General features: G+C 73.1%; 17 protein-coding genes. 7 read left to right on the forward strand and 10 right to left on the reverse strand.

The genetic code is table 11. From position 1 onward, the window contains the following. Positions 1–104: 104 nt before the first annotated feature. Positions 105–479: an FKBP-type peptidyl-prolyl cis-trans isomerase gene (locus SM611_RS24785; protein ID WP_371952302.1), complete on the reverse strand. Its 375-nt coding sequence runs from the start codon at positions 477–479 to the stop codon at positions 105–107. A gap of 144 nt (positions 480–623) precedes the next feature. On the opposite strand from SM611_RS24785, the gene SM611_RS24790 reads away from it, so the two are divergent. Then, positions 624–2,663, forward strand: a complete 2,040-nt coding sequence (locus tag SM611_RS24790; protein WP_371952303.1) for a hydantoinase/oxoprolinase family protein — start codon at positions 624–626, stop codon at positions 2,661–2,663. Then, positions 2,660–4,516, forward strand: a complete 1,857-nt coding sequence (locus SM611_RS24795; RefSeq protein WP_371952304.1) for a hydantoinase B/oxoprolinase family protein — start codon at positions 2,660–2,662, stop codon at positions 4,514–4,516. Before SM611_RS24790 ends, SM611_RS24795 begins: the two co-directional genes overlap by 4 nt. Positions 4,517–4,546: 30 nt before the next feature. Here the strand turns inward: SM611_RS24795 and SM611_RS24800 are convergent, their stop codons facing one another. Genes SM611_RS24800 through SM611_RS24820 form a run of 5 tightly spaced genes read right to left on the reverse strand, consistent with a single transcriptional unit; the run spans position 4,547 to position 7,755 of the window. Then, positions 4,547–5,110, reverse strand: coding sequence for a dihydrofolate reductase family protein (locus SM611_RS24800; protein WP_371952305.1), 564 nt, complete (start codon positions 5,108–5,110; stop codon positions 4,547–4,549). 1 nt (position 5,111) lies between these two features. Then, positions 5,112–5,927, reverse strand: a complete 816-nt coding sequence (locus SM611_RS24805; protein ID WP_371952306.1) for an alpha/beta fold hydrolase — start codon at positions 5,925–5,927, stop codon at positions 5,112–5,114. A 50-nt stretch (positions 5,928–5,977) separates the two neighbouring features. After that, positions 5,978–6,694: an AraC family transcriptional regulator gene (locus SM611_RS24810; protein ID WP_371952307.1), complete on the reverse strand. Its 717-nt coding sequence runs from the start codon at positions 6,692–6,694 to the stop codon at positions 5,978–5,980. Positions 6,695–6,751: 57 nt separating this feature from the next. Continuing rightward, a complete protein-coding gene (locus SM611_RS24815; RefSeq protein WP_371952308.1) occupies positions 6,752–7,111 on the reverse strand; it encodes a hypothetical protein in 360 nt (119 codons plus the stop codon). Beyond that, positions 7,108–7,755 carry a tetratricopeptide repeat protein gene (locus SM611_RS24820; RefSeq protein ID WP_371952309.1) on the reverse strand — a complete coding sequence of 216 codons (648 nt, stop codon included), beginning with the start codon at positions 7,753–7,755 and terminating at the stop codon, positions 7,108–7,110. Before SM611_RS24820 ends, SM611_RS24815 begins: the two co-directional genes overlap by 4 nt. Before the next feature lie 176 nt (positions 7,756–7,931). Here SM611_RS24820 and SM611_RS24825 point away from each other — a divergent pair, with 176 nt between their 5' ends. After that, positions 7,932–9,152 carry a phospholipase D-like domain-containing protein gene (locus SM611_RS24825; protein ID WP_371952310.1) on the forward strand — a complete coding sequence of 407 codons (1,221 nt, stop codon included), beginning with the start codon at positions 7,932–7,934 and terminating at the stop codon, positions 9,150–9,152. A gap of 12 nt (positions 9,153–9,164) precedes the next feature. Here SM611_RS24825 and SM611_RS24830 read toward each other — a convergent pair whose 3' ends face one another. The 3 genes from SM611_RS24830 to SM611_RS24840 all read right to left on the reverse strand — a co-directional run bounded on the left by SM611_RS24830 (position 9,165) and on the right by SM611_RS24840 (position 12,127). Then, on the reverse strand, positions 9,165–9,569 hold the full coding sequence (locus SM611_RS24830) for a class I SAM-dependent methyltransferase (RefSeq protein ID WP_371952311.1): 405 nt from the start codon (positions 9,567–9,569) through the stop codon (positions 9,165–9,167). 97 nt (positions 9,570–9,666) lie between these two features. Continuing rightward, positions 9,667–10,860, reverse strand: a complete 1,194-nt coding sequence (locus SM611_RS24835) for an HNH endonuclease signature motif containing protein (RefSeq protein WP_371952312.1) — start codon at positions 10,858–10,860, stop codon at positions 9,667–9,669. Positions 10,861–11,551: 691 nt separating this feature from the next. After that, positions 11,552–12,127 carry a uridine kinase family protein gene (locus SM611_RS24840; protein WP_371952313.1) on the reverse strand — a complete coding sequence of 192 codons (576 nt, stop codon included), beginning with the start codon at positions 12,125–12,127 and terminating at the stop codon, positions 11,552–11,554. A 73-nt stretch (positions 12,128–12,200) separates the two neighbouring features. Here SM611_RS24840 and SM611_RS24845 point away from each other — a divergent pair, with 73 nt between their 5' ends. Together SM611_RS24845 and SM611_RS24850 are read left to right on the forward strand one after the other, a co-directional pair. Further along, positions 12,201–13,415, forward strand: coding sequence for a CaiB/BaiF CoA transferase family protein (locus tag SM611_RS24845; RefSeq protein ID WP_371952314.1), 1,215 nt, complete (start codon positions 12,201–12,203; stop codon positions 13,413–13,415). After that, positions 13,415–14,812, forward strand: coding sequence for an acyl-CoA synthetase (locus tag SM611_RS24850; protein WP_371952315.1), 1,398 nt, complete (start codon positions 13,415–13,417; stop codon positions 14,810–14,812). The genes SM611_RS24845 and SM611_RS24850 overlap by 1 nt, the downstream gene beginning before the upstream one ends. 66 nt (positions 14,813–14,878) lie before the next feature. Here the strand turns inward: SM611_RS24850 and SM611_RS24855 are convergent, their stop codons facing one another. Further along, positions 14,879–15,454: a TetR/AcrR family transcriptional regulator gene (locus tag SM611_RS24855; RefSeq protein ID WP_371952316.1), complete on the reverse strand. Its 576-nt coding sequence runs from the start codon at positions 15,452–15,454 to the stop codon at positions 14,879–14,881. 137 nt (positions 15,455–15,591) lie between these two features. On the opposite strand from SM611_RS24855, the gene SM611_RS24860 reads away from it, so the two are divergent. Together SM611_RS24860 and SM611_RS24865 are read left to right on the forward strand one after the other, a co-directional pair. Next, on the forward strand, positions 15,592–16,233 hold the full coding sequence (locus SM611_RS24860; RefSeq protein ID WP_371952317.1) for an NAD(P)-dependent oxidoreductase: 642 nt from the start codon (positions 15,592–15,594) through the stop codon (positions 16,231–16,233). 61 nt (positions 16,234–16,294) lie between these two features. Then, positions 16,295–17,458, forward strand: a complete 1,164-nt coding sequence (locus SM611_RS24865) for a pyridoxal phosphate-dependent aminotransferase (protein WP_371952318.1) — start codon at positions 16,295–16,297, stop codon at positions 17,456–17,458. The last annotated feature ends 47 nt before the right edge of the window (positions 17,459–17,505 follow it).

The following is a 17,505-nucleotide window of genomic DNA, read 5'->3' on the forward strand; positions in this document are numbered from 1 at the left end:
CGCGTCCGCGACACCCGCGTCACCGGCCTGGGGACGGCGACGGCGGGCGCCCGGGGCCGTTCCCGGCCCGCGGATCGCCCGCCGTCGTGCCCCGGCCGGTGGCGTCAGCCGACCGCGACCAGGTCGACGACGAAGATGAGCGTCTCGCCCGGCTTGATCGCCGGGCTGGGGCTGCGGTCGCCGTAGGCGAGGTGCGGCGGGATGACGAGCTTGCGGCGCCCGCCGACCTTCATGCCCTGGATGCCCATGTCCCAGCCCTTGATGACGCGGCCGGAGCCGAGCTGGAAGTCGAGCGTCGAGCCCCGGTTCCAGGAGGCGTCGAACTCCTCGCCGGTGGACCACGACACGCCCACGTAGTGCATCGACACGGTCGAGCCCTTGACGGCCTCGGGGCCGTCGCCCTCGGTGATGTCGGTGATGTCGAGGTACTCGGGCGGCTGTCCCTCGGGGAAGTCGACCTCGGGGCGTTCAAGCGCCATGGATGGGCTCCAGCGGTGTCGTCGTGATGGTCGTCTGATGGGAAAGGCTCAGCCTAGCCCTATGCGCTCCCACGAAAGAACGACGCGGCCGTTGGCAGATTGCGACGGTTTCGCAGGTGGGCGCCGTCCGGTAGACCCTTGCGTATGGCGAGGCGGCTGCGGATCGGGATCGACACGGGCGGGACGTTCACCGACGTCGTCGCGCTGGACGAGGACGGCGGCGTGGTCACTACCAAGACCCCGTCGACGCCCGCCGACCCCGCCGAGGGGTTCGCGTACGGGGTCGGCAAGGTGCTCGGCCTGCTCGGCGCCGGGCCGGAGGACGTCGCGGCCCTGTCGCACGGGACGACGGTCGCGACGAACCGGCTCCTGGAGGACCGGGTCGACGGCCTCGGCCTCGTCACCACCGAGGGCTTCGAGTCGATCCTGGAGATCGCGCGGCAGAGCGTCCCGGACGGCTACGGCAACAGCTACTTCTGGGTGAAGCCGCCCCGGATCGTCCCCGTGCACCGGGTTCGGGCGGTCGGCGGGCGGCTGGACCACACCGGCGCGGAGATCCGCCCGTTCGACGAGGCGTCGGCGGTCGCGGCGGCCCGCTGGTTCCGCGACCAGGGCATCCTCGCGATCGGGGTGTGCTTCCTGCACTCCTACGCCGACCCGTCGCACGAGCTGGCGATGCGGGACGTCCTGCGCCGCGAGCACCCCGGCGCGGTCGTGTCGCTGTCGTGCGAGGTGCTGCGCGAGTACCGCGAGTACGAGCGGTCGGTGACGACGCTCGTGGACGCCGCCGTGAAGCCCGCGATGAACGGCTACCTGTCGCGGATCACCGAGCGCACCGCGTCCCGGCTGCTGGTGATGAAGAGCAACGGCGGCGTGCTGTCGGCGGAGGAGGTCGCGCGGCAGCCCATCACGACGGTGCTGTCGGGCCCGGCGGCGGGCGCGCTCGGCGCCGCGTTCGTCGTCTCCCACAGTGGGCACGGCTCCGTCGTGACGCTGGACGGCGGCGGGACGTCCACCGATGTCGCGGTCGTCCTGGACGGCGAGCCGACCCTCACGACCGAGGGTTCGATCGGGCGGCACCCGGTGAAGATCCCCATGATCGACATCGTGACGGTCGGCGCGGGCGGCGGGTCGGTCGCCTGGCGGTCGCCGGAGGGCGCGCCGAAGGTCGGGCCGCGCAGCGCGGGCGCCGACCCCGGCCCGCTCTGCTACGGGCGGGGCGGCGCGGAGCCCACCGTGACCGACGCGCACGCCGTCCTCGGCCGGATCCCGCCGCACCTGCTCGGCGGCGAGGTCCCCCTGGACGTCGGCGCCGCCCGCACCGGCCTGCGGGCTTTCGCCGACGACCTCGGGCTGACGCTCGAACGGGCCGCCGCCGGGATCCTGGAGATCTCCGCGTGGAACCAGGCCAACGCGATCCGGCAGATCACGGTGAAGCGGGGCCTGGACGTCCGCGACTACCCCCTGGTGGCGTTCGGCGGGTCGGGGCCGCTGCTCGCGTGCCGGCTGCTCGACGTCCTCGGGCTGCCCGCCGCCGTCGTCCCGGAGAACCCGGGCAACCTGTCGGCGTTCGGGCTGCTCACGGTGGACGTGAAGAACGACTACGTGCGGACGCGGGTCGTCCGCGACGCCGAACTCGACCCTTCGCTGCTGGGCGGCGTCTACACCGGGCTGGAGGCGGAGGCCGCCGCCGCCCTGGCCCGCGAGGGGTTCGCCGAGGACCGCCGCCGCTTCGCCCGGTCCGCCGACCTGCGCTACTGCGGCCAGGCGTTCGAGGTGCGGGTGTCCGCGCCCGCCGGGCCGCCGGACGAGGCGTTCCGCACCGAGGTCGTCCGCCGGTTCCACGACGCGCACGAGGCCCTCTACGGCTACTGCTACCGGGACGACCCGCGCCATCCGGTCGAATGGGTCAACCTGCGGGTCTCCGGCATCGGCCCGATGGAGCGCCCCCGCCTCACCGAGCGCCCGCCCGGCGACGGCGACCCGTCGCGCGCCCGCACCGGCGCCCGCGCCGTGTACTTCGACGCCTGGGCGGAGACGCCCGTCTACCGGCGCGAGAAGCTCGCCCCCGGCGACGCGGTCGAGGGCCCGGCCGTCATCGAGGAGTTCGGCTCGACGCTGCCGCTCCACCCCGGCTTCACCGCGCGGCTCGACGGCTTCGGAAACCTGGTGGTGACGCGATGACCGGCCCGCTGACCGGCCCGCTGACCGACCCGATCCTGCTGGAGATCGTCGAGGGGACGCTCGCGTCCGTGGAGCGCGAGGTCGAGACGGCCATCGCCCGCACGGCCCGCTCCCCGATGATCCGGGACGCGCACGACTTCCGCGCCGGCATCCACGACCGCCGCCTCCGCAAGCTGACCGGCCGCTCCTACTCGGCGCTCGTCCAGCCCGTCGCGCGCGACTTCCCGCCGGAGACGATGCGCCCCGGCGACGTGTTCTTCCACAACGACGTGTACCTGTCGGAGGGCGGCATCGGCCACCTGCCCGACCTGTGCGTCACCGTCCCGGTGTTCCACTCCGGCGAGGTGGTGGCGTTCGTCCAGGCGTTCGGCCACCACGACGACATCGGCGGCGCCGTCCCCGGCTCGATGCCGAGCCACGCCCGCAGCGCGTTCGAGGAGGGCCTGATGGTCCCCCCGATCAAGCTGTGGGACCGGGGCGTCCCCAACGAGGCCGCGCTGACGATCATGACGCGCAACTCGCGGATGCCCGACTCCCTCGCCGGCGACCTCGACGCCGAGTGCTCGGCCTGCCTGATGGGCGCCGGCCGCCTCGGCGACCTGTTCGCCCGCTACGGCCGCGCGGACGTCGAGGCGTGCTTCGACGCGATCATCGACCGCACCACCGAGACGTTCCGCCGCGAGCTGCTCGCCAAGATCCCCGACGGCGTCTTCGTCTGGGAGGACTACGCCGAGCACGACGGCGTGGACCCGCCCCGGCTGCACGCCCAGCGCATCACGCTGACCGTCGACAAGGCGGCGGCCGTCCCGCTGACCATCGACTTCACCGGGACGTCCCCCCAGGCCAAGGGCCCCATCAACCACGCGGGCGACTACGCGGGCGGCGTCTTCCTGAAGAAGTGGCTGGCGCCCGTCCTGCGCAACCTCGCCGACACCCCCGAGCGCGCCGCCGAACTCGACGTCAACGAGGGCGTCGTGCCCCTCATCGAGATGCGCTTCCCGGAGAAGGGGACCCTCCTCACGCCGGTCTTCCCGGCCCCGACCAACGCCCGCACGTTCGTGATCCTGCGGCTCCTGGGCGTCCTCGCGGGCGTCCTGGCCAAGGCCACGAACGGCCGGATGCCCGCCGACCAGGAGACGATCCGCTACACCGGCGTCTACGGCGAGGACGACCGCGGGCCGTACCTGATGCGCGAGGTGCTGGGCGGCGGCTCCGGCGGCCGCTACTACGCCGACGGTGAGGACACCATCCACGTCGTGCCCGACTCCCGCAACATCCCCGCCGAGTTCGCCGAGGCGCGCTGGCCGTTCATCGTCGAACGCCTCGGCCTCGCCACCGACTCCGGCGGCCCGGGGGAGCACCGCGGCGGCCTCGGCTACGACAAGCACATCCGCATGCTCCGCGACGCCCGCTACATGTCGATCGCCGACCGCTCGATCCTGTCCTGCTGGGGCGTCGACGGCGGCCGCGCAGGACGCCCCTTCCGCGTCGACATCGACGGCGAGGAGATGGACGGCCTGGTGGACGACCACCCCGTCCGCGCCGGCCAGGTCATCCGCATCCGCACCACCGGCGGCGGCGGCTGGGGCGACCCCCTGAACCGCGAACCGTCCCGGGTGGCCGCCGACGTCCGCGACGGCAAGGTGTCCGAGGACGGCGCCCGCGACGACTACGGCGTGGTCCTGAGCGAAGGCGTCGTGGACGAGGGGGCGACGGCGGCCCTGCGCGCCCGCCTGCGGGCCGGACGAGGCCCCGTCCCGTTCTTCGACCGGGGCCCCGGCTACCCGCGCCTGTCGGGCGGCGCCACGTCCGCCGACGTCGACACACTCGACGGGGATGGCCCGGCGACGTGACGCGGCCGGAACGCGACGATCGGCCGCCGGTCAGCGAACCCGCTGATGGATGGTGACCAGGGAGTCCTTGCCGTACCTCGTCGACTCGGTGAGCGTCCACGTGCTCTTGTCGGGCGTCGCCGCCCAGAGCCCGCGGCCGTGGCCGAGGATCACCGGGAACCACATGAGCCGGATCTCGTCGACCAGGTCGCCCGCGAGCAGGCTCTGGACGAGCCGGATGCTGCCGGGCACGGAGATGTCGCCGGCGACGTCGCGCCTGAGCCGGGACACCTCTCCGGCGAGGTCGCCCGAGAGCACCGACGTGTTGGTCCATCCGGGGTCCCGAAGCGTGCCGGACACGACGTACTTCGGCATGGTGTTGTACTTGTCGGCGAGCTCGCCCTCGTACTCCGGCCACGCGGAGGCGAAGCCCTCGTAGGTGGTGCGGCCCAGCAGCAGCGCGGCGGACCCGAGCGCCTCGTCGGTCTTGAACCGCTCGCCGTCCTCGCCGCGGTCGAACGCGAAGCTCCAGTCCGGGTACTTGAAGTCCTCGCCGCCCGGGGCCTCGACGACGCCGTCCAGGGAGATGAACTCCGTCACGACGATCTTCCCCATGTCAGGCCCCCTCGGCGAAGTCGCCCAGCACGGACGCGAGGACGTCGGGCGTGGTGCTGTGGTTCTCGCCCGGGACCGCCTTCAGCGTGGCGGTCGGCAGGTGGTCCGCCAGCGCCTTCGCGCCCGCGGCGAGGTGCGGCCACGTGTCCTCGCCGTACAGCACGAGGACGGGCACGTCGACCTTGTCCCACAGGTCGGCGCGCAGCGGCCTGCCGGACATGGTGTCCCCGACGTTGCGGCCGTCGTAGGCGATCGTCGGGGCGACCGCCTCCAGCGCCGGCCAGAAGTCGGCGCCGCGCATCTCGCGGACGGCGTCCTCCGGCATCCCGGCGACGGCGGTCAGGAACAGCGCCACGGCGTCCCCGGGCCGCCCGTCGGCGACGGCCGCGTCGAGCCGCTCGACGTAGCGGGGCGGCAGCGGCGGGTGGCCGCCGCCGGCGATGACCGGCGGCTCGAACAGCGCCATCCGCGCGACGGGCGCCCCGGCCTGCGCCGCGTTGAGCGCCAGGTGCCCGCCGGACGACCAGGCGAACACCGTCGCCGGGCGGCCCCCGCCCGCCCGCTCGATGACCGCGGTGAGGTCCTCGACCTCGCGCTCGACCGCGTAGGGGGCGGTGTCCCCGCTCTCCCCGCGGCCGCGCCGGTCATAGTTGATCACCCGGAACCGGCCGGCGAGCAGTTCCGCCGCCGCCGCGTTCTCGGGGGTCGAGGCGCGGTGGGCGGTCGCGCCGTCGATGAGGACGATCGGCTCCCCCTCGCCCCACGCGCTGTAGGCGATGACGGTTCCGTCGGGCGAGGTGACGGTGCCCTCGAACATCAGGTCACACCCTTCCAGTGTCGGGCCGCGTCGATCGCGGCGACCCAACCCTAGAAACGCTCGTCGCCCTCGATCTTGTACAGAAGCGACAGCGGCCCCCCGGCGTCCCGCCGCAGCTGCGTCGCGGTCCGGCCGATGAACCGCCGCAGCGACCTCGCCATGTGCGGCTGGTCGTAGTAGCCGAGCCGGTGCACGACCTCCAGGGACGGCACGCCCTCCCCGAGCAGCACCGCGGCGTGGCGGGCCCGGTCGATCTGCCGGATCGCGCCCTGCGTCAGGCCCGTCGAGGACGCGACGCGCCGCTCCACCGACCGGGACCCGACCCCGGCGGGCCCTCCCCGCACGACCTCGTCCACGAGCGGGTCGCGGATGACCACGCCCGCGCGCACGAGCCCGCCGACGAGGTCCTCCGCGCTGTCGAAGCGGGGGATCTCCCATTCCTCGCCCCGCAGGACGAAGACGCGCCCGTCGGCGTACGGGCTCTCCCTCTCGGCGTCGACGAGCCCGGCGACCGGCAGATGCGGCATCGACGTCCCGTGCGCGAACGTGATCCCGAGCGACTCCGAGTCACCGGCCGCCGTCACGGTCGACGCCGCCGTCTCCGGCCCCCGGACGCCCGCGTGCACGGCGCCCTCGAACTCCCAGAAGACGAGCTCCCAGTTCGATGTCGCCACCGACGTCAGGCTCTCCACCCCGCCGGCGCGCCCGCGCCAGACACGAGCGACGTACGGCGAGTCGGACGCACGGTGCTCGCTCTCGATCGGCATGCGGCGCCCTCCCCGTAGGCTCCACCGATGCTACCGACCGCCCCGGGCGCGGCCGGCTCACCGCTCGGGTTCGCGTCCGGCGGCCAGTTCCTCGAAGACCCCGTCGGGGGTGTGCTGCTTCCAGTACCGGAACCTGAGGGAGACGCCCCCGGCCCAGGCCCCGAACGAGCGGATCGGCCGCGACCCGTCCACGAGGAAGCGGGGCTCGTCCCACTGCTGCGCCACGACCGCCAGCGGCCGGTCGCCGACGAGGATCCAGGTGGCCCTCCCGCTCGCGATCGAGGCGAGGAACCGCCGCTCCAGCAGGTGCGCCACGACGTCGGCCAGGGACGTCTCGCCCGGCAGGTCGATCGTCTCGTCATGGGGGCGGACGTCCTCCCCCATGGCGACGCTGTCGCGGTCGACCCGGATCATCATCGCCGGGCCGCCGACCGCGCCCGCCAGACCTCGGCCTCCTCCGTCCGGCCCGCGTCGGCCAGCAGGCACGCGAGTTGCTCCGCCGCGCCGCCGTGCCCCTGCTCGACCGCCGCGGTCAGCCAGGTCTCGGCGTCCCGCAGATCGCCTGCCTCCAGCTTCAGGCGCCCCAGGTTGGCCGTCCCGTCGACGTTCCCGGCGTCGGCGGCACGCCGGAACCACCGCTCGGCCTCCGCGTGCTCCCCCTCCAGGACGTGCTGGACGGCGAGGTTGTTCATCGCGATGCCGGCGCCGGCCTCGGCCGCGCGCCGGTACCACCGCTCCGCCTCGTCCGGCTCCTGTACGGACCGCCCCAGCTCGAACATGGCCCACGGGTCGCCGGTCCGGGCGGCGCGGTCGAGCCACGTCCGGGCGTCGCCGTCCAGGCCGGCTTCCCAGGCGAGCCACACCATGCACTTGGCGGCGGCGAGGTCGCCCGCCCCGGCGGCCGGGCGGAAGTGGTCCCTGGCCGCCTCGACCAGCCCGAACCCGGCCAGCCGCGAGCACCACAGGGCCGCGGCGTCCTCGTCGTCCTCGGCCGCCGCCCCCCCCCGCAACGCGATTTTCGCCGCAGGACCGATCCCCTGGGAAAGCCCGTCACCGCTCATGGCACCACGCTAACGACGAAGATCATCCGACCGTACCGATTTCGGCAGATGTACGGACAGGCATGAAACGCGCGGACAGGGGGACGAATCCCCGCCGAACGATCGGCTTCGGATCCTCGGCGCGTCCGGCGAGGACGGGCTGGTCGTCGACGGCAGTGTAAGGAGAAGAGGCCGGAATGACCGTCCCCCAGCAACGACCGGCGGAACCCGAGACCACCCCCGGCACCCCCGCGACACCCCCCGCAGACCGCGCGCACCGGATCCGCCGGTCCCTGGAGCGGCTCATCGGCGTGGCGGCGACGGAGGGGAACGCCGTGACCCCCCTGATCAACGGGGATGCGATCTTCCCCGCGATGCTGGACGAGATCGCCGGAGCCCGGCACACCATCGACATGATGACCTACGTCTACTGGCGCGGGGACATCGCCCGCCGCTTCGCCGACGCGCTGTCGGACCGTGCGCGCGCCGGGGTGCGGGTCCGCCTGCTCCTGGACGGCATCGGCAGCTGGCAGATCGAAAGGGATCTTCTGGACCAGATGGACCGGGCGGGCGTCACGGTCAGATGGTTCCGCAAGCCCATCGCCCGCTCACCGTTCAAGCAGAACCACCGCTGCCACCGCAAGGTGCTCGTCGTGGACGAGCGGACGGCGTTCACCGGGGGAGTCGGCATCGCCGAGGAATGGTGCGGCGACGCCCGCAACGAGCACGAGTGGCGGGACAGCCACTTCCGGGTGCGCGGACCCGCGGTGGACGGCATCGCGGCCGCGTTCGCCCAGAACTGGGCCGAGGTCGACGACGTGCTGTTCGACGACCGCGACCGCTTCGGCGAACACGACCCGGCGGGCGACGCCGTGGTGCAGGTCGTGCGCGGGTCGGCCAGTCTCGGCTGGCAGGACATGCAGACCCTCTTCAGGGTCGTCCTCCAGTTGGCGGAGCGGCGGCTGCGGGTGGCCACCGCCTACTTCGCCCCCGATCCCTACTTCATCGACCTGCTGTGCGAGACGGCCGGCCGCGGCGTCGAGGTGGACCTGCTGCTGCCGGGTCCGCACGCCGACAAGCGCGTGAGCCGCCTGGCGAGCCAGCGGAACTACGAGACGCTCCTGGGCTGCGGCGTGCGCATCCACCAGTACCGGCCGTCCATGCTGCACACCAAGATCATCACCATGGACGGGATGGTCTCCCTGCTCGGCTCGACGAACTTCAACCGGCGGTCCCTCGACCACGACGAGGAGGTCATGCTCGCCGTGATCGACGAAGACCTGACCACGACGCTCGACGCCCACTTCGACGACGACCTGGCCCGCAGCGAGCGGGTCGACCACGCGCGCTGGGCCCGGCGTTCCCTGACCCAGCGCGCCAGGGAACTGTCGATCACCCCGATCCGCCGCTTCCTGTAGGCACCGGCCCGGTCAGGGCGACGGCTTGGCGGCGCGGACGGAGTACATCAGCGGGACGCGGGGACGGCCCTCGGGAGGGCGGTAGGCGGTGCCGTCCCGCTCCAGTACGGAGAACCGCTGCCAGAGCGTGTAGTCGTGCTCATGCAGGAAGTCGATGCGCAGGCCGGCAGCGGCCAGGGCCGTGACGACCTCGCCCAGCCCGTGGACGAACTCGATCGACCGGGTGTGCTGGACGGACGCCTGCGGATCGGCATAGCTGCCCGCGTCCGGCTCGTCGAGATAGAGGAACCCGCCCGGACGCAGAAGTGACGCGACAACCTCGGCCCAGCGGCCGATGTCGGGAAGCCAGTACAGGGCGCCGAGACCCGTGTAGACGATGCCCCCCGGCCTTGAATCCGGCGACGTCGTAGAAGTCACTGGCGACGTGTATCGGGACTCTTTCGTCCCAGAGCGCCTTGTTGACCGCGACGTACTCCGCACTGGTCACGGCTGTGAGCGTATGCCCCGCAGGCCGTCAGGCGGCGCGCGGCCACGGTGGCGGGCGGCGTTCGGCAGGGGGGGCGGCTCCGGGTGGACGCAGCCGGTAGATGTAGCGGCCGTTCTCGTCCGTCGTGATGTGGAGCCGATCCGGGTTGGTGTGCTTGTAGCGGTTGTGCCAGCCGCAGCACAGGGACAGTACGTCGATGTCGGTGGGGGAGCGGCCGAGTGCCCAGCCGCGTACGTGGTCGACCTCGCACAACGTCCCGGGGACCTCGCAGCCCTGTACCGCACACGTCGGGTAGAGGGTCTCCAGGACCTGGCGCTGCGGGCCGGTGGCGAACCGGACCCTGTGGCCGAGGTAGAGGGGCGTGTGCCCGCGTCCCAGCAGCAGAGGCGACACGCCCGCGTTGAGCGCGATGCGGCGGGCCTGCGCTGCGGGGATCGGGGTCCCGTCGGTCAGCCGCGCCGGGGCGGTGCCGCCGGTGAGAGTGTCGAGGTCGCAGACGACGGTGACCTTGGTGGCGCGGTGGCCGCCCGACAGCACGGAACCGAGGGCGGCCGCCGTCCGCTCGGACAGGTCGCGGCGGTCGTCGGCACCGGCGGGCTTGGCCAGCGGGCCGAGGGTCCCGTCCCAGACGGCGGCGTCCTCGGCGTTCAGCCACCCCCTGATGTAGCGGCCTCCGTCGAGGGAGCGCGTCGAGTCGATCCAGGACCGCTCGTAGCCGCACCGGGTGTCGCGGTCGGCGCGCTCGGTGCCGTCCCGCTCGGCGACGACGTCCCGGATCCGCTTGCCGAAGGAGGCGATCTTTCCGGCGGAGAAGCCCTTGCCGACCATCTGGAGCAGGGTCTGCTCCGCCGCCCGGCAGTCGGTGTCGTCGAGCCGGGCGACGGCGTCGGCGATGGTGGACGCGTAGCCGAGGGGAAGGTCACCGGTCGCCAGGCGCGTCGCGACCTGCGCGAGGCGGTGCCGCTGGCGCGCCAGGTTCAGGCGTTCTTTCGCGCGGGACTCACGCATGCCGAGCCGCGATCGCAACCACGACCTGGTGGACGGGAATCCCCACCGCTGTGCTTCCTTGCGGCGATCGACCACCTCGATCAAGCCGGACAGAGCCGCCTCATTCATATCGGTGGCGGCGGCGAGCGTTTCGGTGAGCTCCATGCACGCCGCCGCCGATTCGGGCGCGGCCCGACGAGCCAGTTCAGCGGCGATCGCAGACGCAGCGTCCACCAATTCCATGGTGGACGCCCCGTCAAGATCGACCACAACCGAACTCATATCCAAATTCTACCCCACCACCCACCCCACCATGCCTGAACAACCGAAATCCAAACCCCGAATAATTCGATCAAGAAGGGCGCTCAAGAACACATATATTTTCCAAAGCTCGCATACATCCAAAATTGGACTGCAAGGGCCCATCGCCACCAGTACAGGCGAACCGGAACCCTGCCCCGCCCCTGCCCCGCCCCTGCCCCGCCCCTGTCCCGCCCCTGTCCCGCCCCTGTACGGTCCCTGTCCCTGTCCCTGACCCGCCCCTGCCCTTGCCCACCCTTGTCCCCTCTTGGACGGGTGGGGGCGGCGCGTCGGGCAGAGGGCAGGCGGAGCCTGCCCGACGAAAGCTGCACTCAGGGGCCGCAGAGGCTCCGAAGTCAAGGGTGGCCGAAGGCCATCGCGAAGCGACGCGAAGCGCCCTTGACTTTGGAGGGGCGGCCCCGTACGCAGCGCCGCCCCCACCACAATTGACCGAACTCCGAACCAGAACCGCGAAACCAAAGCACGCCATCAAAGAGTCCCCAAAGCACGCCACCAAAGAGCCACAAAGCACGCCACCAGAGAGTCCACAAAGCACGCCACAAAAAACCCGCCCCCACCAACCGAACACCGAAGACCGACACTCCACACCCAACTGAGGCACCCGTTACGGATCGGATGCGATTGAGAACCGATGCGGAGTGAAAGTGGTCCCGTCCACCTGGAGGTCGCAGCGGGCTTTGGTGCCGTCCTTGACGAAGAACTCGCCCTCGCGCGCGGCCCACCGCTCCCAGGCGTCGGCGTACTCCACGCCGTCGCGGGCGAGAGCGCGGGCCTGGCGGACGCCGTAGGGGGCGTCGATCCAGATGCGGTAGGCGGCGGGCGACCCGGCCCAGGCCGAGCCGACGCCCTCGACGATGAGGACGGGCGGCGGTGAGATCTCCTCTTCGGGGCCGTAACCGTCGCGGTGCCAGTCGTAGCGGCGCAGCCGGGCCGGACGCCCCGCGCGGAGCGGGCCGAGAACGGCGACGCGCAGAGGCTCCCACCAGGTCAGCGGGTCGGCCTCCCAGGGAACCCGGAAGTCGTCCGACCGGATGACGGGCGCCCCGACCAGAACCTCGGCCAGGTGGTCGGCGAACGTCGACTTGCCGGCGCCGCTCGGCCCGTCCACCGCGACCAGGCGCGCCGGACCGCAGGACGGCGGCAGCGCGAGCAGCCGCGCGGCGAGCGCGGGGTAGGTCATGGCGGGTCCCGGCACGGACGGCATACTTCCAGGTGCCGCACCCGCGAAGGAGCACCCGCTAAGGAGGACGTCCTTGCCCGGACCGCTCGAAGGAGTCGTGATCGTCGACCTCAGCCGGGTCGTGGCGGGCCCGCAGGCCACCATGACCCTCGCCGACCTCGGCGCCAGGGTCATCAAGGTCGAGCATCCCGGCGGCGGGGACGAGACCCGCGGCTGGGGGCCGCCGTTCGCGGGCGACGACCAGGTCAGCACCTACTACCTGTCGATCAACCGGAACAAGGAGTCGATCACCCTCGACCTGAAGTCGGACGAGGGGGCGGGCGTCCTGGCCCGGCTGGTGCGGCACGCCGACGTGCTGGTGGAGAACTTCCGGCCGGGAGTGCTCGACCGGCTCGGCTTCCCCGTCGAGCGGCTGCACGAGCTGAACCCCGGGCTGATCGTCCTGTCCATCACCGGCTTCGGGCACGGCGGCCCGGAGGGCGGGCGCCCCGGCTACGACGCCATCGTGCAGGGCGAGGCGGGGATCATGAGCGTGACCGGCCCGCCCGGCACACCCAGCAAGGTCGGCCTGTCGATCGCCGACATCCTCGCGGCGCACAACGGCGTCGCCGGGGTGCTGGCCGCACTGTACGAGCGGACCCGGACGGGACGCGGGACGGTCGTCCGCACCTCGCTGCTGGCGTCGGTCGTCGGCGCGCACATGTTCCAGGGGACGCGCTGGACGGTCGCCCGCGACGCCCCCGAATCGGTGGGCAACGACCATCCGTCCATCGCCCCGTACGGGACGTTCCACTGCGAGGACGGGCAGATCCAGATCGGGGTGGCCAACCAGAGCCTGTGGCGCCGGTTCGCGCCGCTCGTCGGCCTCGACCCCGACGACCCGCGCTACGCGACGATCCCCGACCGCGCCGCGCACCGCTCGGAGCTGACCGCCGACATCGAGAAGGCCCTCGCGGACGGCACGCGCGACGTGTGGCTCGCGCGGCTGGACGAGGCGGGCGTCCCGGCGGGCGCGATCCGGTCGATCGACGAGGTGTACGAGTGGGACCAGACGCGCTCGCAGGGCCTTGTCATCGAGGTCGATCATCCGCAGCTCGGCCGCATCGAGCTGCCGGGCCCGCCGCTGCGCTTCGACGGGGCGGCCCCGCGCGACCACACCGCGCCGCCCCTGCTCGGCGAGCACACCGGCGAGGTACTGGCCTGGCTGGAGGAGCGGGAGGAGCGGGAGGAGCTGCGGAAAGAGAAGAAAGAGAAGAAAGAGAAGGAGAAGAGGGAGAGGGACGAGTGATGGACCTGCTCGGCGAGACCGGCGGCCCGATCCGTATCGCCGGCCGCGAACTGTCCCGCGACGGACTGCTCGGCCGGGCGGCCGCCGTGGCGGCGGAGGTCCGCGGCGCGGACGCGGTCGCCGTGCACGCCACGGCCTCCCTGGAGACGGTCGCGGCGGTCGTCGGCGGCCTCCTCGCGGGCGTCCCGGTGGTGCCGCTGCCGCCCGACTCGGGGCCTGCCGAGCGCGCCCACATCCTGGGCGACTCGGGCGCGAGCATGATCCTCGCCGCCGGTGGCACCGAGCCCGTCGACGGCGAGCCGCCCCTCGTCCCGGTCGACGGGCTGCCGCGCGGCGGGGACGGCGTCGCGGCCGGCGTCCCCGGCGACGCGACGGCGCTGATCCTCTACACGAGCGGGACGACGGGCCCGCCGAAGGGCGTGCTCATCTCGCGGAGCGCGATCGCCGCCGGGCTCGACGCGCTCGCGGAGGCGTGGGCCTGGACGCCCGGCGACGTCCTCGTGCACGGGCTGCCCCTGTTCCACGTGCACGGCCTCGTCCTCGGCGTGCTCGGAGCGCTGCGGGTCGGGTCGCCGCTCATCCACACCGGACGCCCCAAGCCGGAGCTGTACGCGGCGGCGGCGCGGAACGACGGCGGCAGCCTGTTCTTCGGCGTCCCCACCGTCTGGTCGAGGACGGCGGCGGATCCCGGCACGGCGCGAGCCCTCCGCGGCGCCCGGCTGCTCGTGTCCGGCAGCGCGCCCCTCCCCGTGCCCGTCTTCGAGCGGCTCACCGGCCTGACGGGGCACCGCCTCGTCGAGCGCTACGGCATGACCGAGACCCTCATCACGCTCAGCGCGCGCGCCGACGGCGATCGACGCCCCGGCTACGTCGGCACCCCGCTGCCGGGCGTCGAGACGCGCCTTGTCGCGGAGGACGGCGCGCCCGTCCCACCGGACGGGCAGACGCCGGGGGAGCTGCACGTCCGCGCGCCGCTGCTGTTCAAGGGCTACCTCAACCGCCCGGAGGCGACCGCCGGGTCGTTCACGCCGGACGGCTGGTTCCGCACCGGCGACATCGCGACCATCGGCGCGGACGGCTGGCACCGCATCGTCGGCCGCGCGTCCACCGACCTGATCAAGAGCGGCGGCTACCGGATCGGAGCGGGCGAGATCGAGAACGCGCTGCTCGCGCACCCGGCCGTCCGGGAGGCGGCCGTCGTCGGCACCCCGCACGACGATCTGGGCGAGCAGGTCACCGCCTATGTCGTCGCCGACGGCGTCGCGGCGGACGCGCTGATCGACTTCGTCGCCGAGAGCCTGTCGGCGCACAAGCGTCCCCGCGTCGTCCATCTGGTCGGCTCGCTGCCGCGCAACGCCATGGGCAAGGTCGTCAAGACCCGCCTCGGCGAACTCTAGGGCGGCAGCTCCTCCAACCCGGCTCCAGGTCGGGGCCAGGTCGGGCCAGACCGGACCGGACCGGCTCTAGGGCAGCAGCTCCGCCAGGACGGGCCGCACGAGGTCGCGGGCGACCGACTCGGGCAGGTCCGGGCCGTCGTCCCCCTCCGCGAAGTAGTGCAGGAACCCCTGCTGAAAGCACGCGCCCATGAGCAGGGCGGCCACCGCGGCGGTGTCGGCGCCGGCGGCGACCCGGCCGAGGCCGCGTTCGGCGTCCAGGTACCGGGCCAGGGCCAGCACGGGCGCGTGCGGGCCCGCGCCGTACTTGCGCAGCGAGTCCCGCGTCGCGGTCATCAGCCGGGGCTGGGCGACCATCGACGCCATCAGCGGGAACGCCCGCCGGTAGAAGCGCAGCCCGCCGTGGACGATCGCGACGAGGTTGGACTCCACCGTCCCCTCGCCGGGGACGCCCATCGACGTGGACGGCGGCATGCGCTCCTTCAGCACGCTGAGCAGCAGCTCCTCCTTGTCGCGGAAGTACTTGTAGAGCAGCGCCTCGGAGTAGCCCGCGGCCTTCGCGATCTCCTTGGTGGTGGCGCCGGCGCCTCCGCGCCGCCGCATGATGTCCGCGGCCGCGTCCAGGATCCGTTCCCGTGCGCTCAAGGGGGCTCCCGTTTGACGGGTTAGTGAACACTAACCAGGATAGGGGTTAGTGTTCACTAACCCGTGGACACCGACCCGTGGACACCGACCCGTGTCACCGACGCGTGTCACCGGCCCCATCCCCGCGAAGGAGGACCATGAGGCTGACGATCTTCGGGGCGACCGGCGGGACGGGCGTCCGCACCGTCCGGCGGGCGCTGGGCGCCGGGCACGAGGTGACCGCCGTCGTCCGCGACCCGGCCGGGCTCCCGCCCGAGCTGCGCGCCTGCGCCGACGTCGTCCGCGCCGACGTCAGGGACCCGGCCGCGATCGAGGAGGCGGTGCAGGGGCGCGACGCCGTCCTGTCCGCCCTCGGCACCCGCGAGGGCCGCGCGCCCACGAGCGTCTGCGCGGACGGCACCCGCGGCATCCTCACCGCCATGGCCGCGGTGGGCGCCGAGCGGTTCGTACTGGTCAGCGCGTCAGGGCTGCACGCCGGGCCGGGCGACGACCCGCTCACCCGGTTCGTCGTCAAGCCGCTGATCCTGCAGCCGCTCTTCAAGCACGCGTTCGCCGACATGCGCGCCGCCGAGCGGCTCACCCGGGAGTCCGGCCTGCGCTGGACGATCGTCCGCCCGCCCCGCCTCACCGACGGGCCCGGCAACGGCCGCTACCGCAAGGCCGTCGACCGCAACGTCCTCGGCGGCGCCTCGATCTCCCGCGCCGACCTGGCCGCCGCGCTCCTGGACCAGGCGGCCGACGCCTCCTCCGTCGGCCGCGTCGTCAGCGTCGCGGGCTGACCGGATGACCCGCGCCACGCGGAGCAGATGGGCTGGACCTGATCCCGTTAGTCTGGGCTGCGTGGACGAGCCACTCGTAGCGCGCATGCGGGGATTCGGCGAGACGATCTTCGCTGAGATGTCGGCCCTGGCGGTCCGGACCGGGTCCGTCAACCTCGGGCAGGGCTTCCCGGACGAGCCGGGCCCCGCGGGCGTGCTGGACGCGGCCGTGGACGCGATCCGCGCCGGGGCGAACCAGTACCCGCCCGGCCCCGGGACGCCCGAGCTCCGCGAGGCCGTGGCGGCGCAGCGGGCGGAGCGGTACGGGCTGTCCTACGACCCGGCGACCGAGGTGTACGTGACGGTCGGCGCCACCGAGGGCATCGCCGCGTCGGTGCTCGCCCTGGCGGGGCCCGGGGACGAGGTCATCGTCTTCGAGCCGTACTACGACTCCTACGCCGCCGTGATCGCGCTCGCCGGGGCGGTGCGCAGGCCCGTCACGCTGCGGCCGGTCGAGGGGCGGTTCACGTTCGACCCCGACGAGCTGCGGGCGGCGGTCGGCCCCCGCACGCGCGCGATCCTGGTGAACTCGCCGCACAACCCGGCCGGAACCGTGTTCACGCGGGACGAGCTGGAGGCCGTCGCCGGCGTCTGCCGCGAGCACGACCTGGTCGCGATCACCGACGAGGTGTACGAGTACCTCACGTTCGACGACGCCGAGCACATCCCGCTCGCCACGCTCGACGGCATGCGGGAGCGGACGGTGTCGGTGTCGTCGGCCGGCAAGTCGTTCTCCGTCACCGGGTGGAAGACCGGCTGGGTGACCGCGCCCGCGCCGTACGTCCGGGCCGTCCAGACGGTGAAGCAGTTCCTCACCTACGCGGTCAGCGCCCCCTACCAGCTGGCCGCCGCGTACGCGCTGCGCAACGAGATCCCGTGGGTGGAGGAGCTGCGCAAGTCGCTCCAGGCCAAGCGGGACCGCCTCGTCACCGGCCTGGAGGCCGCCGGGTTCACGGCGTACCGGCCGCAGGGCACGTACTTCGTGCAGGCCGACATCCGGCCGCTCGGGTTCACCGACGGCATGGAGCTGGCCCGCGCCCTCCCGGAGAAGGCGGGCGTCGTCGCGATCCCGACGCAGGTGTTCTACGACCACGCCGAGGCCGGCGCCCACTTCGTCCGGTTCGCGTTCTGCAAGAGGGACGAGGTCATCGACGAGGCCGTCGAGCGCCTCGCCCGCCTCCGCTGAGACACCCCGGACCGCCCGCCGGCGGCCGGACCCGGCGGGCGGGCGAC

Origin of the sequence: Actinomadura monticuli (assembly GCF_041463655.1) — a bacterium.
Classification (GTDB): Bacteria; Actinomycetota; Actinomycetes; order Streptosporangiales; family Streptosporangiaceae; genus Spirillospora; species Spirillospora monticuli.